Origin of the sequence: Nonomuraea sp. NPDC049655 (assembly GCF_044465465.1) — a bacterium.
GTDB lineage: Bacteria > Actinomycetota > Actinomycetes > Streptosporangiales > Streptosporangiaceae > Nonomuraea.
In genome coordinates this window covers 1-15567 of sequence record NZ_JBITLS010000031.1, presented here as the reverse complement: position 1 = coordinate 15567, position 15567 = coordinate 1, and the positions used below count along the sequence as shown (strand labels likewise).

Below are 15567 nucleotides of genomic sequence, written 5' to 3'. Positions count from 1 at the left end.
CTTTGGACTTCACTCGTGACTCAGACCATATGTTCCAACAATTCCAGTTAATGACAATGGGGCAGACCGGTTATTTCGGGAAATGTTTGTTACCAGAACTTCCGGGCTAGATCATCAGGCCGCCGTCCGCGCGTAGGATCGGCGGATCGACATGGAGGTGGCCGTGGCGGAGGAGCCTGTCGCACCGCTGGCCGGGATGCGGATCGTGGAGCTGTCCAGCTTCGTCGCCGCGCCGCTCGGCGGGATGACGCTGGCCCAGCTCGGGGCGGAGGTCGTCCGGGTCGATCCGGTCGGCGGCGGGCCCGACGCGCGTCGCTGGCCGCTCGCGCCCTCCGGTCGCAGCCTCTACTGGGCGGGGCTGAACAAGGGCAAGCGCTCGGTCACCGTCGACCTGCGTTCGGCCCGGGGGCGCGCGCTGGTGGCCGACCTGGCCGTCGCGGCGGGCACGGTGCTCACCAACGCGCCGCCCCGGGCCGGGCTGTCGTACGAGGAGCTGGCCGGGCGCCGTCCCGATCTGGTGTACGCGCGGCTGCTCGGCCACCGCGACGGCCGTCCCGCCGTGGACTACACGGTCAACGCCGGGCTCGGCCTGCCGTACGCGACCGGCCCCGCGGCCCACGACGGCCCGGTGAACCACGTGCTGCCGGCCTGGGACGTCGCCTGCGGCCTGTACCTGGCCGTGGGCCTGCTCGCGGCCGACCGCCACCGGGCCGCGACCGGCCGGGGACGCCGCCTCGACGTGGCCCTGCACGACATCGCCCTGGCCACCATGGGCAACCTGGGCTTCCTGGCCGAGGCCCAGCTCCGCGGCGCCGGCCGGCCGCGCATCGGCAACGACCTCTACGGCGACTTCGGCCGCGACTTCGCCACCGCCGACGGGCGGCGGCTCATGGTCCTGGTGCTCACCGAACGCCACTGGCGCGACCTGGTCGCCGCCACCGGGGTGTCGCGCGTGGTGTCGGCGCTGGAGGAGGCGCTGCCCGCCGACTTCCGCTCCGAGTCCGACCGCTACGCCCACCGGGAGGCGCTGGGCGGGCTGCTCGCGCCGTGGTTCGCCGCGCGTACGGCGGCCGAGGCCGAGGAGGGGCTGAAGGGCACGTCGGTGCTCTGGTCGCGGTACCGGACGCTGGAGGAGCTGGCCGCCGGCGGGGCGGCGGCGCTGCGCGCCGAGCCGCTGATGGCCCCGCTCGACCAGCCGGGCGTCGGCCCGCACCTGGCCCCGGGCGGCCCTCTGCTCCTGGACGGCCGCCAGGCCCCGCCGTCGCCCGCGCCGGAGCTGGGCGAGCACACCGACGAGGTGCTGGGCGAACTTCTGTCCCTGTCCCCGGCACAGGTGGCCGGCCTGCGCGCGGAGGGCGTGGTCGGCTGACAGCATTTTGGACCTGCCCGAAACAAGGGTTACGGGCCTGAAAGATGGCAAGTCGCGGGAGCGCTCCCACCAACCTGAAATGCCCGCCGAGCTGGACTTATCGACAGATGGTCAAACGTTCACGCAAAAAGCGAGGAGCGGAACGCCTTGCCTACAGACTCCACGCCGGGTCTTGACACCGCAGGCAGGCCATGTGCGGCCACTCTTCTCCTGCATCGTTCCACCAGCCGTGTCATCACCTCTGAGCTGGACTTTCAGGCGGACACTACTGTTAGTCAGCAGGCCCGCAAGTTCCGGTGGGTCCGTTATCCGATATTGCGGTGGCCGCCGCTGGGACAGGTGACATACTGCGTTGGGAGCGCTCCCGTGACCCTTCGATGACGCCCACGAGGACCGGTAGTGAACCATCCCGACCCCCTGCTCGACGCCCCGCGCCCCTGGGCCGCCCACATCTGGTGGATCGCCCTGGCCGTCGGCGCGGCCGGCTTCGCCTTCGTCTGGCTGGCCACCCCGCACGCCCGCGAGATCGACGCCGCCTGGCAGCTCGCCGCCAAGCTGCTCGCCTTCGCCTGCCTGTGCTGCGCGATCGCGTTCTTCCCCTGGGTGTCGCCGCGCCTGCACTGGCTGCTGTACGCGCCGTTCGTGTTCCTGACCGGCTACCTCATCCCGAGGATCAGCTGGTTCTACTACGGCGACGGCGCGCGGGCCCAGGGCGACGACTTCTACACGCACCTGTACCTGCTGCTCTACCCGGGGATCGTGCTGACGGTCGCCGCCGCGTACCGGATCGGGGGCGGCTCGCCGGGCCGCTGCCTGAAGATCATGGCGAGCGGGGTGCTGATCGTGTTCTCGGGCTTCCTCGACGTGATGTGGCAGGTGGTCAACCCGGTCGAGATCCCCGACCGGATCGACGCCCCGCACATCAACCTGTTCACCGGCGGGCCGATCCCGTTCTGGGGGGCGGTGGTGTTCACGCTGGCGCACGTCCCGATCCTCGCCGGGATCAACCTGCTGCCCCTGGACCGCTGGATCGGGCGCCTGACCGGGGTCGGCGCCGACCCGGACGCCACCCGGAGGAGGTGACCCCTTGCCGAACAGGCCGGCCGTCGACGTCTCCGTGGCGGCACCCGCGTACAACGAGGCGGACAACATCGCGGCGGCGGTGACGGAATGGCGGGAGTACCTGGAGCGCCACCCGGGGGTGGCCACGTGGGAGATCGTCGTGTGCGACGACGGCAGCTCCGACGCGACCGGGCGGATCCTGCGCGAGCTGCGGGAGGACTGCCCGCAGCTCGTCGTCGTCACCTTCGCGCGCAACCGGGGCGCGGGGGCCGCCATCGCCGCGGCCGTCGCCCGCACCCGGCTGGACTGGGTGGTGCTGCTCGACTCCGACGGCCAGTTCCCGATCGCCAACCTCGACGCGTTCCTGGAGCGCATCCGGGACGGCGGCGGGCCCGCCTTCTCGGGGGCGCGGGTCAGGAAGGCCGACAGCCTGCCGTACCGGTGGGGGTCGGCGGCCAGCGGCGCGGTCAGCAACCTGCTGCACCGCACCCGCTACCGCGACTTCAACTCGATCTTCAAGGTGGTGCGCGGCCCGCTGTTCAGGGCGCTGCCGCTGGAGTCGGCGGGGATGAACTGCTCCACCGAGATCACCGCCCGCGTGGCCGAGCTGGGGCACGTGTGGGAGGAGCTGCCGATCGAGCACCGCGAGCGGGGCGGCGGCAGCCGGGGCTGGCGGTTCTGGCGCGGGGCGCGCGACCGGGCGCTGTTCGTCGGCTACCTCGGGCTGCGCCGCTGGTTGCTGCGCCGGGGCGTGCTGCGGGCGCCGCTCGCGCCGTTCCCACTGGGCCGCTCCCCGCTGGAGGAGGTGCGATGAGCACCGTGACGAGCACCGTGTCGAGCACCGTGTCGAGCACCGTGTCGAGCACCGTGTCGAGCACCGTGTCGAGCACCGTGACGAGCCCGGTGTCGGTGGCCCTGTTCGGCGGCGGGCGCGGCGGCGCCGGCATCGCCCGTGCGCTGCTGCGCACCCCGGGGACGAGCCTGTCGCTGCTGGTCAACGGGTACGACAACGGGCTGTCCACGGGCGCGCTGCGCCGCTGGCTGCCGGGCATGCTGGGCCCGTCCGACTTCCGCAAGAACCTGCTGCTGCACCTGGACCCCGGCGATCCGCGTCACACGCTGCTGGAACGCCGGCTCCCGCCCGGCACCACCCCGGCCGACCTGGACGCGCTGATCGGCGACGTCGCCGCGACCGGCCCGGCGGAGGCGGCGCGGGAGCTGCGGGTCGTCGCGGACCGTCTGGCCGCCCGGCCCGGCGGGCTCGACCTGGCCGACTGCGCGCTGGGCAACCTGGTGTTCGCCGGGGCCTACCTGCGGCTGGGCGAGGACTTCAACGCGGCCGTACGGGCGTGCGCGCGCACGTTCGGCTCACCGGTGCGGCTGCTGAACGTGACCGGCGGCGAGAACGCGTTCCTCGTCGCGCTCAAGCAGGACGGCCGGGTGCTGGCCGACGAGGCCGACATCGTCGCGCCGCAGGACGGCGTGGCCATCACCGGCCTGTTCCTGCTGCGCGAGCCGCTGTCGGCGGCCGACCGCGCCGCGCTGGCGGGCCGCCCGGCCGAGCGGGTGCGCGAGCTGCTGGCCCGCCGGTCCGCCACGGTCACGCCGAACCCCGAGGCGCTGCGGGCCCTGGCCGAGGCCGACCTGATCGTGTACGGCCCCGGCACCCCCCACTCCTCGCTGCTGCCCAGCTATCTAACCCCCGGCCTGGCCGAGGCCCTGTCCGGGAGCGGGGCCGCGGCGAGGGTGTTCGTCGTGAACGTCGGCGGCGACCACGACGTCCAGGGCCTGACGGCGACCGACCTGGTGGACCGCACGCTGGCCTACCTGGGCGACCCGGGCAACGAGCGGGCCACGATCACGCACGTGCTCAGCGGCCGGGGCGCGGGCGCTCCCGCCGTGCCGGCCCGCGTGCTGGACCGGGGTTCGTGGGCGGGGGCGCGCTGGATCAACGCCGACCTGGAGGATCCGGCCAGGCCGGGCGCCCACCGCGGCCCGCGTACGGCCGAGGCGCTGCTCGCGGTGCTCGGCGAGGCGCCGCTGGCGCGGGCCGGGTGAGCCGGATGCTGCCCTGGACGGTCTGGCTGTGCGACCTCGACGGCACGCTGGTGGACTCGGCCCCCGCGCACGAGGCCGCCTTCCGCCACGCCCTGGCCGAGCACGCGCCCGGCGCGCTGGAGACCTTCCGCTACGCCGACCACGCGGGCGCGAGCACCGCCGCGGTGGCCGCCCGGCTGACCGGCGACCCGGCGGCGGCCGGCCGGCTGGCCCGGCACAAGCAGCGGCTCTACCGCGGCTACGTCGAGGCGGGCCTGGTGCGGCCGTTCCCCGGCGCGCGCCGCCTGCTGGACGCGCTGGGCGCGGCGGGCCGGGCCGCCTACCTGGTCACGGGCGGCAGCCGGGCCTCGGTGGAGCGGGTGCTGGCCGCGTGCCCGCTGCCGGTGCGCGACGTGCTGACCGCCGACGACGTGCCGGTGAGCAAGCCCGACCCGGGGTTCTACGCCGCGGCCTGCCGCCGCTGGGGCGTGCGCCCGGCCGCGGCCGTCGCGCTGGAGGACTGCGCGCACGGCGTGGCCTCGGCCGTCGGCGCCGGGCTGGCGACGCTGCACGTGCACACCGCCGAGCCCGCGCCCGGCGCGGTCGCGGCCCCCGACCTGGACCACATCGTGTCCCTGCTGGAGAGGTGATCGGCGACGTGAGTGAACGGCGGGTGTGCGCGGTGATCCCGGCCGCCGGACGCGGGACGCGGCTCGGCCACGACCTCCCGAAGATCATGATCGGCCTGGCCGACGGCGTCACCGTGTGGGACGTGCTGCACCGGCGGCTGCGCCCGGTCACCGGGCACGTGCACGTCGTGGTGTCCCCGGCGGGCGCGGGCCCGTTCGGCGAGCTGGTGGCGGGGACGCCCGGGGTGTCGGTGAGCGTTCAGGAGCGGCCGACCGGGATGGGTGCGGCGATCTTCGGCGCGGCCGGGCACTGGGCCGGCTACGAGACGATCCTCGTGGTCTGGGGCGACCAGGCGAACCTGTCGGCGCGGACCGTGCGCCGGGTCGTCGCCGCCCATCCGGGCGCGGGGCTGACCCTGCCGCTGGTGCCGATGGACGACCCGTACGTGGAGTACGAGCTGGCCGGGGGCGAGCTCGTCCGGGTGCGGCAGTCGCGCGAGGGCGAGGCGTGCCGGCCGGGCGGGCTCAGCGACATCGGGGTGTTCTGCCTGGCCACCGCGGGCCTGCGGGAGGCGTGGGAGCGGTACGCGGCGGGCGCGGCGCGCGGCGCGGCCACCGGCGAGGTGAACTTCCTGCCGTTCCTGGTGCATCTGGCGAGGTTCGAGGGATGGCCGGTGACGGTCGTGCCGGTGACCGACCCGGCCGAGGCGCGCGGCGTCAACACGGCCGACGACCTGGAGTTCGCCCGGCGGGCGTACGCGCGGTGCACGGGCTGAGGGGCCGCGCGGCGGGCCTGGTCCGGGGGCACCGGTGGGCGGCGGGCCCGACGCTGGTGAGCACGGCGGCCAGCGGCATCGCGGCGGCCACCACGCTGGTCGTCGCGCGCGGCGCGGGGGCGAGCGCGTTCGGCCGGTTCACGGTGGTGTTGTCGATCGCGCTGATCGTCACCGTGGTCATGCTGACGAGCCTGCACTACGTCGTGCTCCAGGAGCTGCCGCGGGCCGCGCCGGGCGAGCGTCCGGCGCTGGTCACGACGGCGCTGGCGGCGACGCTGGCGATGAGCGCCGGGCTGGCCGCGCTGGGCCTGCTGGCCGCCCCGCTGCTCACGCCCGCGCTGAACGTGGACGTCCCGGCGCTGGCCTACGGGCTGGCGCTGGCGGTGTCGATGACGGTCAACCAGCTCGCGGACGGGTTCCTGCGCGGGCTCGGCCGGTTCGCGCTGGTGGCCCGGCTCAAGCTGGCGGTCGCGGTCGCCTACCTGGGCGCCGCCTGCTTCTGCCTGCTGGTGCTGGGGATCAGGGACGCCGGGCCGTACCTGGTCGCGCTGATCGCGACGAACGCGGCGTTCGCGGTGGCGGCGACGGCGGCGGCCGGGGTGCGGCCGCGGGCGTTCTCGGCGCGGCTGGCCCGCTCGCTCTACCGGCACGGCGCGTACGTGACGGCCGTCGCCGCGCTGACCGGCCTGCTGTTCGGCGTGGACGTGCTCTACCTCAACCATTGGGCGGCCCCGGCCGACGTCGGCGTGTACGCGGTCTACAACGGCTTCCCCAAGCGGCTGCTCGGCGTGGTGTTCACCGACGGCGTGCTGCTGGTGCTGCTGCCCGCGATGGCGACCGCCGACAAACCGGCGCTGATGCGGCGGATCGCCCGGCTGGTCCCGGCCGTGGCGGTGGTGACGGCGGTCTTCTCCTTCGCCGCGAGCACGGTGTTCTTCCTGCTGATGGGCGGCGACTACCCGTACTCGACCGGGCTGATGACGCTGTCTGCGCTGGGCATCGGGGCGCACACGGCGTTCAACCTGTACGCGGTGGCCCTGTCCATGGACGGGGTGCGCGGCGCCCGCGTGCTGATCGGCTGCCTGCTGGCGAGCGCGCCGGTCGCGCTGGCCGTGCCGGCCTGGTGCGTCCGGTGGCACGGGGTGGCCGGCGGACTGGCCGGGTTCGCGCTGGTCAACCTCCTCCTGCTGGCCGTCGTGGCCGTGACGGCCGCGCGCGTCTACCTCAAGGACCTGTCATGAGAATCGCCTGCGTCGTCAACCAGTTCCCGCCCAACGTCACGGCCGGGCTCGGCCGCTACGTCGAGCTGATCACCCCATGGCTCGCCCGCGACCACGAGCTCACCGTCCACACGCTCAACGTCGGCGGCCTGCCCGTGGACGAGCGCGTGGACGGCGTCACCGTGCACCGGCCGCGCGTCCGGCTGCCCGGCGCGCGCGGGCGGCGGCTCAACCGCACCCGCCGCGCCGAGTTCCTGCTGCTGGCCGCGCAGGTCGTGGTCAGCGACTGGCGGTACGTGCGGCGGCTGCGCCGCGGCGGGCGGCCGGACCTGGTCGCCGTGCACGACTCGACGAACTTCCTGGCCGCCCTGCTCTGCCACCACCTGCTGCGGCTGCCGGTGGTCCTGCACGTGCACACCACCGAGTACGGGGTGGCGGCGCAGCGCAGCATCCGCGATCCGCTCAACCTGTTCGCGGCGCTGGAACGCCACCTGGCCCGGATCTCGCGGCGGGTGGTGGTGGCCACGCCCGAGGTGCGCGAGCAGCTTCTCGCCGCGGGGTGGCGGCGTACGCCCATCGACGTGGTCCCGCTCGGCGGCACGTACGAGCGGGTCGTCGCCGATCCGGCCTTCGACCGGGACGCGCTGCGGCGGGGCGCGGCGGCGCTGCGGCGGCGGCTGGGGTTGTCGGACCAGGACAAGGTGCTGCTGTTCGTCGGCAGGATCGAACGCCAGAAGGGCGTCTACCAGCTGCTGGAGGCGATGCGCGCGGCGTCGGCCGCCGTGCCGGGGCTGCGGCTGCTGATCGTCGGCGAGGGGGACGAGGTGGGCGTCCGGCGCATCGTGGGCGCGACCGGGCTGCGCGGGCGGGTGCTCACCTCGGGCCGGTTCGTCACCGGCCGGGAGCTGCTGGAGTACTACGAGCTGGCCGACGCCTGCGTGTTCCCCTCGCTGTTCGAGCCGTTCGGGCTGGTCGCGACCGAGGCGATGGCGCTGGGACGGGCGACGGTTCTCGGCGACGGCTTCTCCCGGATCTTCCTCGGGGACGACCCGGCGCGGCCCGCGGCGCGGTTCGTCCGGGCCGCCGAGCCGGCCGACATCGCGCGCGGGATCATCGACGTCATGTCGGACGAGGCGCTGCGGCGGTCGCTGGGCGAGCGCGGCGAGCGGTTCGTCCGCGAGGGTCTGAGCTGGGAGCGCGCGGCGGCGGCGACGACCGCGGTCTACCGGGCGGCGCTCAAGCCGCCCGGCTCCTGAAGGGTCAGGCCGGGCCGCCCCGCAGGACGCGCAGGGAGCCGACGGCCAGCCCGGTGACCAGCACCACGTGCACGGCCAGGTGCACGGCCATGAAGTAGGCGGTGAAGGCCGGGCCGCGCTCCCGGTGGACGAACCGCAGCAGCTCCGGATCGGCCACCACGAACCACCCGACCAGCACGACGGGCGCCGCGAACAGCGCGGGCGCGAACAGGCCGAGCGGCAGGCAGGCCAGCGCCAGCGCGCAGGCGAGGATCCCGGCCCGGCTGTTGGCGTTCTCCGGCTTGGCCGCGCCCCGCCTGGCCGTGGCCAGCGCGAGCGGGATCAGCGGCAGCGCCCGCCGCCACTGCTCCGACAGCACGGGCAGGAACCGGTGGCCCTCGTCGTGCCGGCCGGCCACGGCGTCGGTCAGCACGATCCGGGTGTGGACGGCCAGGCGGCTGCTGTACTCGACGTCCTCGCAGTCGCGCAGGCTCTCGTCGAGCCGGCCGGCCCGGGTCAGCACGTCGCGGCGGATGGCGGCCAGGGCGAACACGACGCTGTTGACCTCGCCCAGGTGCCGGCGCCGCCAGTGGACCTGGTGCAGCAGCCGGTACCACTCGACCGGGCCGTCGTCGATCAGCGGCTCGGTGTCGTAGACGCCGTGCACGCAGCCGACGCCCGGATCGGCCTCCAGGATCGCGACGGCATTGGCGACCGCGTCGGGCCGCAGCGCCACGTCGCTGTCCAGGAAGAAGATCACCTCGCCGGTCGTGTGCTCGACGCCGGCGTTCCTGGCCGCCGACACGCCGCGGTTGGCGGGCAGGCGCACGACCCGGCAGCCCAGCTCCTCGGCGATGGCCGCCGAGCCGTCGGAGCCGGCGTCGTCGACGACCACGATCTCGTCGGGCAGGCGGGTCTGGGCCAGCACCGACTCCAGGCACAGGCGCAGGGTCCTGGCCGCGTTGTAGCACGGCACGATCAGCGAAACCGTCGTCACGAGCGTTGCCCTCCGGCGAGTTCCCGGTCGCGGTCACCACGGCCCGCGGCCCTGCTCCATGATCTCGCACGGACCCCCGCCTCAGCCAGTCAGGATCCCGCCGAGCACGTCGTCCAGGGTGACGACGCCGAGCACCCGTCCGGACTCGTCGGCGACCGCGGCGAGCTGGGCGCGGCGGGCGCGCATGACGGCCAGCACCTGGGCCAGGGTGGCGGTGGCGGGCACCTGCGGCAGGGCGCGCACGGGCAGCGGCTCGGCGGCGCCGTGGCCGTTCAGCGCGTCCAGGACGTGCAGGTAGCCGCGCAGTTCGGCGGGGTCGGCGCCGTGCACGGGGAAGCGGGAGTGGCCGTGGCGGCCGGCGTACCGTTGCAGGCCGGCGCTGTCGATGGTCTCGGGCACGCTGACGACCTCGCTCATCGGCACCATCACCGAGCCGACCGGGCGGGCGTGCAGGGCGAGGGTGGCGATCAGGCGGTCGCGTTCGTCCTGGCGCAGCAGGCGGTGGCGGCGCGACTCCTCGATGAGCACGGGCAGCTCGCCGGAGGTGTAGACCGTACGGACCTCCTCGGCGGACGGGACGCGCAGCAGCCGCAGCACCACCCCCGCCATGGCCTTGACCAGCGTCAGCACCGGCCGGGTCGCCCTGGCCAGCACGAACAGCGGCGGCACCAGCCACAGCGCGGCCACGTCGGGCGCCGACAGCGCCAGGTTCTTCGGCACCATCTCGCCGATGATGACGTGCGCGGCCACCACCAGCAGCAGGGCCAGCGCGAAGGCGACCGGATGGACCAGCCGCTCGGGCAGCCCCACGGCGGCCAGCAGCGGCCCGACCGCCCCGGCCACCACCGGCTCCCCGGCCGCGCCGAGCACCAGCGAGGCCAGCGTCACGCCGAGCTGCGCCGCCGCCAGCATGGTGGGGACGGCGTTCATGGCGGCGAGCACGGCCTGCGCCCGCCGCGACCCCTCGCGCGCCCGCGGCTCGATCAGGGTGCGGCGGGCGGAGATGAGCGCGAACTCCGCGCCCACGAAGAAGCCGTTGACGGCCAGCAGCAGCACGATGACCAGCCCTTGGGCGAGGCTCACCGGCGCTCCCCCGCCCGGCCCGGCGCGGTGAGCGTGACCTGCTCGATCCGGCGTCCCCGCATGGTCTCCACCCGCAGGACCCACTCGCGCACCGCGACCTCGTCGCCCGGGTCCGGGATGCGGCCGAGCGCGGCCAGCACCAGCCCGGCGAGCGTCTCGTAGGGGCCCTGCGGCATGCGGAAGCCGGTGCGCTCCTCGACCTCGTCGGCGCGCAGCAGGGCCGGCAGGCCCACGGAGGCGCCCGGCGCGAGCAGCACGGGCGAGGGCTCGTCGGACTGCTCCTCGGGCAGGTCGTACTCGTCGGCGATGTCGCCGATCAGCTCCTCCACCAGGTCCTCGACGGTGACGACGCCGGCCAGGCCGCCGTACTCGTCGATCACGACGGCCATCTCGGCGCGGGCGGAGGCCAGGCGCTCCTGCACGACCTCCAGCCGCAGCGTCTCGGGCACCTGGAGGGCGGGCCGGGCGATCGCGGCCACCGGGGTCGTGTCGCGTTCGGACGGGGGCACCGCGCAGGCGCCGGGGACGCTGGCGATGCCGAGGATGTCGTCGCGTTCCGCGCCGCAGACCGGGATGCGCAGGTGGCGGCGGCTCCTGGCCAGCTTGAGGAAGTCGGCGACGCTGGTCGTGCCGGGGACGGTCACGCAGTCCGTACGCGGGGTCATGGCCTCGGCCGCGGTCTTGCCGCCGAAGCGCAGGGCCCGCTGGAGCATGGCGGCGGTGCCGGGCTGGAGCACGCCGGCCTCGGCCGACAGGCGTACCAGGAGGCCCAGCTCCTCGGGCGAGCGGGCGGAGGCCAGCTCCTCCTGCGGCTCGGCGCCGAGCCGTCGGACGATCGCGTCGGCCACCGCGTTGCACAGCCGGATCAGCGGCCCGCACGCCGCCGAGAACGCCCGCTGCGGCGGCGTCGCCAGCCGGGCCACCGCGAGCGGCCTGGACAGGGCGGCGTTCTTGGGCACCAGCTCGCCCAGCACCATCTGCGCCACCGTGGACAGCGCGATCGCCAGCACGACCGGCAGCACCGGGACGCCGCCCAGCAGCGGGTCGAGCAGGTCGGCGATGGCGGGCTCGGCCACCACGCCGAGCAGCAGCGAGGTGACGGTGATGCCGAGCTGGGCGCCCGACAGGTGGAACGACAGCCGTTGCACCGCGGCCTCGACGCCCTGGGCGCCCCGGTCGCCGTCCTCGGCGAGCTGGCGGACCTGGCCGCGTTCGACGGTGACGAGGGAGAACTCGGCCGCGACGAAGACGCCGTTGGCCAGGATCAGGGCCAGGGCCGCGAGCAGGTGGACGGCGTCGAGGAGCACGTCAGCCCGGGCCCTCGGGTAACTCGGGTAACTCGGGTAACGCCGCGGGCGGCCGGTCGTGCTCAGACTCCACGGGCGAAAGCTAGCATCCGGCTCGGGCGTGCGGAAGTCATGCCGAACCGCCAGTGATCAGACGTTGCCCATCACGCGCGTCACCTGGATCTCCAGCACCACCCTGGACGGGTTGGGCCGGGGCGGCTTGTAGCGGGCGGTGTACCGGCGTTCGGCGTCGGCGACCTGCTCGGGCTCGGTGCGCACCACGGCCCGTCCCTCCAGGGTGGACCAGCGGCGGCCGTCGACCTGGCACAGCGACACCGCAGCGCCGTCCGCGCCGTTCGCGCCGATCAGGCGGGCCTTGCGGGAGGAGCCCGAGGTGATCACGCGGGCGGTCGCGGTGTCCAGGTCGAGGGTCGCGCCGACGGGCACGACATGCGGCGGGCCGCCGTCGCGGGCGGTGGCGAGCGTGCACAGGTGCCGCTCCCGCCAGAACGCGGCGAACTCCTCGCCCAGCTCGGCCAGGTCCACGATCCTCCTCGGGGTTCCGGGGCCTCGTCGGGCCTCCGGGCGAGCGACATCGTATAGCGGCTGGTGAGGGGGCGGCTCAGGAGGGCGGGCCCTGGCGGGCGTGCGAGGTGTAGATCCCGACCTCGTCGGGGCGGATCAGGCCGTCCTGGATGGCGCAGATGAGCAGTTTCTCCTTGGTCGGCGCGGGCCGGCCGGCCGCCGCGTACTTGACCCTGGCCCGGTCGATGTACTGGCGCACGGTGCGTTCCTTGATGCCCATGCGGGCCGCGACCGACGCCTTCGACATCGACTGGAACCAGAACAGCAGCGCCGCCCGCTCCTTGTCCGACAGCTGGGGGCGGTGGGGACCCTCGTCCGTGGCGATGGCCTGGGCCATGGGCAGCGTCACGGACGGCCGGTCGGCGGCCACCTCCATGATCGTCTCCAGGCAGGACTCCCGGGTGGCGCGTCCCTTGCCGATGAACGCCGACGCGCCCGCGTCGAGCACCGCCCGGACGATCTCGGGCTCCTCGTGCTCGGAGAAGACGATCACCCGCTGGCCGTCCGCGCACAGGCCGCCCACCCGGTCGGCGACCATCGTGCCGTTGAGGTTGAGGTCGAGCAGCAGCACGTCGGCGGCCACGCCGCGGACCGACTCGATCGTGGGGCCCTGGGCGACCAGCTCGACGCCGCTGCCCGGCCCGAACCAGGAGCGCACGCCGTCCACCACCACCTGGTGGTCCTCGACCAGGGCGACCGTCACGGGCGCTGCCAGATGCTGTTGACCCATACCTCCCCTCCCTGGCGCTGGTAGGTGACCACGACCCCGCTGGGCTCGCGCACCGGCGTGGGGCTGACCGGCAGGTCGTCGTTGTCGGCGACGACGGCCACGCTCACCATGGCCGACATCGCCGACACGGTGACCCTGGCCCGCGAGCGGGCGCCGTCCAGCGCCAGCACGGGCGCCCTGAGCAGATCCTCCCGCACGCCCTCGGGCAGCGCGGGCAGGTTCTCGCCGAACGGCGGCGCGGTCACCAGCACCTGACGCCGCTCGGCCGCGTCGATGCGCTCGCGCAGCGCGGCCACCAGCGCGTCCGGGACGTCCTCGCGCTCGGTGATCAGGCGGCGCAGCCGCATGGCGCCGGCCGTGCAGTCCTCGCGGACGCGCGGATCGCCGGGGTCGGCGCCGTCGGCGAGCTGCTGGAGCAGCGACTCGGCCACGTCCCTGATGGCGGCGTACCTGCGGATGCGGTCGGCGTGGATGCTCCTGGCCGACTCCCGCCAGGCGTCGTCGGCGGCGAGCCGGCGGGCCAGCAGCACGGCGTCCTCGGCGCGGGCGCGCAGCAGGGCGCAGCCGGCCGTGTAGCCGAGCTGCATGGTGACGCCGCCGACGATGACCACCAGGTACTTGGCGACCGACACCCGGTCGAACGCCCCGGCCACGGCCATCGCGGCCAGCATGACGGCGGCGTTGACGGCCAGGAACGCGCCCAGCTCCGCCCGCCAGCGCGGCCGGTTCCAGGCCAGCATGACGCCCAGCCAGCCGACCGACCCCCATCCCCAGTCGCTGATGCCGAGCAGGTCCTGCGGGCGGCAGGCCACGATCACCGCGACGTCGGCGGCCAGCGCCGCGACCGCCAGGCCGAGGACGCGGTCCGGGCCGCGCGAGGTGCGCGCGAGCGCCAGGCCCGCGATCACGCCGACCGCCGTGTAGACGACCCAGGCGGCCGCGGCGAGCAGCGGCCAGCGGAAGGAGCCCCAGCCGGTGACGGTGACGGTGAGGTCGTAGCCGGTGTGCCAGAACCCGGCGATGACGGCCGCGCCGAGCGCGGTGTAGCGGGCGTAGCGCTGGGCGACCTGCTCGATGTCGTCGGTCACGGCCGCCACCACATGCTCACCCGCGTGCCGGTGTCGCCGGAGGAGATCCGGGCGCCGCCGCCGCGCAGCGCGTTCATCGTGTCGAGGATCGAGCCGCGCACGCCGAACCGGTCGGGCGGCAGGCGGTCCTGGTCGAAGCCGTGGCCCGCGTCGGCGACCTCCACCCGGATCTCGCCGTCGTGCCCGCTGGAGACCAGCACGGCCTCGGCCACGCCGGCGTGCAGCGCGACGTTGGCCAGGGCCTCGGTGACGGCGCGGGCGAAGTGCTCGGCGACGTCGCCGGGGACGGTCTGCGGGATCAGGCGGCGGCGCACGTCCAGGCCGGGCACGCGGCCGGCCACCTCGTCGAGCAGGGCGTCGAGGGCGATGAGGGCGGTCTCGGGACGTGGCCGGTCGCGCAGCTTCTCCAGCGCGGCCAGGTCGGTGCCCACCTGGGAGCGCAGGGTGGGCGACGGCTCGTCGTAGGTGCCGAGGCCGACCATGGTCAGGGTGTGCAGGGCGGTCTCGTGGATGCTGGCGACCTGGCGCAGCTCGTCCTCGCGGCGCAGGCGTTCGACCATGAGGGCGATCTCGGCCCGCGCGCTCTCGCGCAGGAAGGCGTCGGCGGAGGCGGCCGAGCGGCGCAGCAGCGTCATCAGCATCACGATCGCCAGGAGCTGGACGAGGTGGATGCCCAGCGTGCCGGCCACGTCCTGGGACGGCGCGGCGAGCCGGACCCCCGCCAGGTACGCCCCCGCCACGGCCAGCCCGGCCGGCACGGCGATCCGGGGCCGCCAGGTCACCCCGATGACGACGATCGTCATGGTGACCAGCCCCGCGATCCAGCTCGACCCGGCGTCGAACGCCCGGACGGGCACCAGGTGGCGCTGGGCCAGGCAGGCCGCCACGGTGGTCGCCGCGTCACCGGCCACCAGCCAGTGCGGCAGCGGCTCCTCGGCGCGCAGCCGGCGCAGGTACAGCCCGGTCCACACCAGGCCGGCCGCCAGCGCGGGCGCCAGCCACGCGGCCGAGACCGGCGGGACCGCGCCGAGACCGGCCGCGACCACCGACACCAGGCCGACGGCGCCGCGCGCGCCCGCGGCGGTACGCGCGACGGCCTTGTCGAGCTGCCGGGTCGCGGAGTCGTACCTCGTGTCGTGCCGCGTGTCGTGTCTGGGGTCGAGCCTCTTGCCGAGACGCGTGGAGCCGGGGTGAGCCATGTGCGATCCGCCCGCGAAGAGGGCACAGGACGGGTCTCACAATATCGACTTTGAACAGGCTTGTTCCTGTCATGACGGTCGGCTGTTTCCATGGCTCTTCCTCGGGGGGCCGGCGGCGCTCCGGTGCGCGTGCGCCGCCCTGCCTCACTGTGGGTCGCGCGGGACGGAGGCGGCATGACGGGCGCTGACCCCGCGGGCCGGCCCGCCGCGGGGTGGGCCGGGAGGGGCCAACCCCGCCCCAGGGGTGGTCGGGGGCGGGGGGGGGGGGCGC

At 74.9% G+C, this 15567-nt stretch carries 15 protein-coding genes; 8 read left to right on the top strand and 7 right to left on the bottom strand.

Annotation, left to right across the window (positions count from 1 at the left end; translation table 11 throughout):
* Window positions 1–163 precede the first annotated feature (163 nt).
* The 8 genes from ACIBQ6_RS50465 to ACIBQ6_RS50430 all read left to right on the top strand — a co-directional run bounded on the left by ACIBQ6_RS50465 (window position 164) and on the right by ACIBQ6_RS50430 (window position 8349).
* Entirely contained in the window at window positions 164–1369 is a 1206-nt protein-coding gene (locus ACIBQ6_RS50465) for a CoA transferase (RefSeq protein WP_397219606.1), read from the top strand.
* Window positions 1370–1768: 399 nt separating this feature from the next.
* Window positions 1769–2452, top strand: coding sequence for a hypothetical protein (locus ACIBQ6_RS50460; protein ID WP_397219605.1), 684 nt, complete (start codon window positions 1769–1771; stop codon window positions 2450–2452).
* Between the two features lie 4 nt (window positions 2453–2456).
* A complete protein-coding gene (locus ACIBQ6_RS50455; RefSeq protein WP_387673939.1) occupies window positions 2457–3245 on the top strand; it encodes a glycosyltransferase family 2 protein in 789 nt (262 codons plus the stop codon).
* Window positions 3242–4489 carry a 2-phospho-L-lactate transferase CofD family protein gene (locus ACIBQ6_RS50450; RefSeq protein ID WP_397219604.1) on the top strand — a complete coding sequence of 416 codons (1248 nt, stop codon included), beginning with the start codon at window positions 3242–3244 and terminating at the stop codon, window positions 4487–4489. Before ACIBQ6_RS50455 ends, ACIBQ6_RS50450 begins: the two co-directional genes overlap by 4 nt.
* Before the next feature lie 5 nt (window positions 4490–4494).
* The gene (locus ACIBQ6_RS50445) at window positions 4495–5118 is read left to right on the top strand and encodes an HAD family hydrolase (RefSeq protein WP_397219603.1); all 624 of its coding nucleotides are present in this window, start codon (window positions 4495–4497) and stop codon (window positions 5116–5118) included.
* Between the two features lie 8 nt (window positions 5119–5126).
* Window positions 5127–5873 (top strand): NTP transferase domain-containing protein, encoded by a 747-nt coding sequence (locus tag ACIBQ6_RS50440; protein WP_397219602.1) that lies wholly within the window; start codon window positions 5127–5129, stop codon window positions 5871–5873.
* Entirely contained in the window at window positions 5861–7114 is a 1254-nt protein-coding gene (locus ACIBQ6_RS50435) for a lipopolysaccharide biosynthesis protein (protein ID WP_397219601.1), read from the top strand. Before ACIBQ6_RS50440 ends, ACIBQ6_RS50435 begins: the two co-directional genes overlap by 13 nt.
* The gene (locus tag ACIBQ6_RS50430; RefSeq protein WP_397219600.1) at window positions 7111–8349 is read left to right on the top strand and encodes a glycosyltransferase family 4 protein; all 1239 of its coding nucleotides are present in this window, start codon (window positions 7111–7113) and stop codon (window positions 8347–8349) included. The genes ACIBQ6_RS50435 and ACIBQ6_RS50430 overlap by 4 nt, the downstream gene beginning before the upstream one ends.
* Window positions 8350–8353: 4 nt before the next feature.
* Here ACIBQ6_RS50430 and ACIBQ6_RS50425 read toward each other — a convergent pair whose 3' ends face one another.
* From ACIBQ6_RS50425 to ACIBQ6_RS50395, 7 genes are all read right to left on the bottom strand, one after another.
* The gene (locus ACIBQ6_RS50425; RefSeq protein WP_358302758.1) at window positions 8354–9325 is read right to left on the bottom strand and encodes a glycosyltransferase family 2 protein; all 972 of its coding nucleotides are present in this window, start codon (window positions 9323–9325) and stop codon (window positions 8354–8356) included.
* Window positions 9326–9406: 81 nt separating this feature from the next.
* Window positions 9407–10408 (bottom strand): hemolysin family protein, encoded by a 1002-nt coding sequence (locus ACIBQ6_RS50420; RefSeq protein ID WP_397219599.1) that lies wholly within the window; start codon window positions 10406–10408, stop codon window positions 9407–9409.
* A complete protein-coding gene (locus tag ACIBQ6_RS50415; protein WP_397219598.1) occupies window positions 10405–11715 on the bottom strand; it encodes a hemolysin family protein in 1311 nt (436 codons plus the stop codon). Before ACIBQ6_RS50415 ends, ACIBQ6_RS50420 begins: the two co-directional genes overlap by 4 nt.
* A gap of 129 nt (window positions 11716–11844) precedes the next feature.
* Window positions 11845–12240, bottom strand: coding sequence for a pyridoxamine 5'-phosphate oxidase family protein (locus ACIBQ6_RS50410; protein WP_358302749.1), 396 nt, complete (start codon window positions 12238–12240; stop codon window positions 11845–11847).
* A 76-nt stretch (window positions 12241–12316) separates the two neighbouring features.
* A complete protein-coding gene (locus tag ACIBQ6_RS50405; protein ID WP_364338633.1) occupies window positions 12317–13009 on the bottom strand; it encodes a sigma factor-like helix-turn-helix DNA-binding protein in 693 nt (230 codons plus the stop codon).
* Window positions 12979–14097 (bottom strand): hypothetical protein, encoded by a 1119-nt coding sequence (locus ACIBQ6_RS50400; protein WP_358302743.1) that lies wholly within the window; start codon window positions 14095–14097, stop codon window positions 12979–12981. Before ACIBQ6_RS50400 ends, ACIBQ6_RS50405 begins: the two co-directional genes overlap by 31 nt.
* Complete coding sequence (locus ACIBQ6_RS50395) at window positions 14094–15296, bottom strand: sensor histidine kinase (RefSeq protein ID WP_397219597.1); 1203 nt, start codon at window positions 15294–15296, stop codon at window positions 14094–14096. Before ACIBQ6_RS50395 ends, ACIBQ6_RS50400 begins: the two co-directional genes overlap by 4 nt.
* Window positions 15297–15567: the final 271 nt, after the last annotated feature.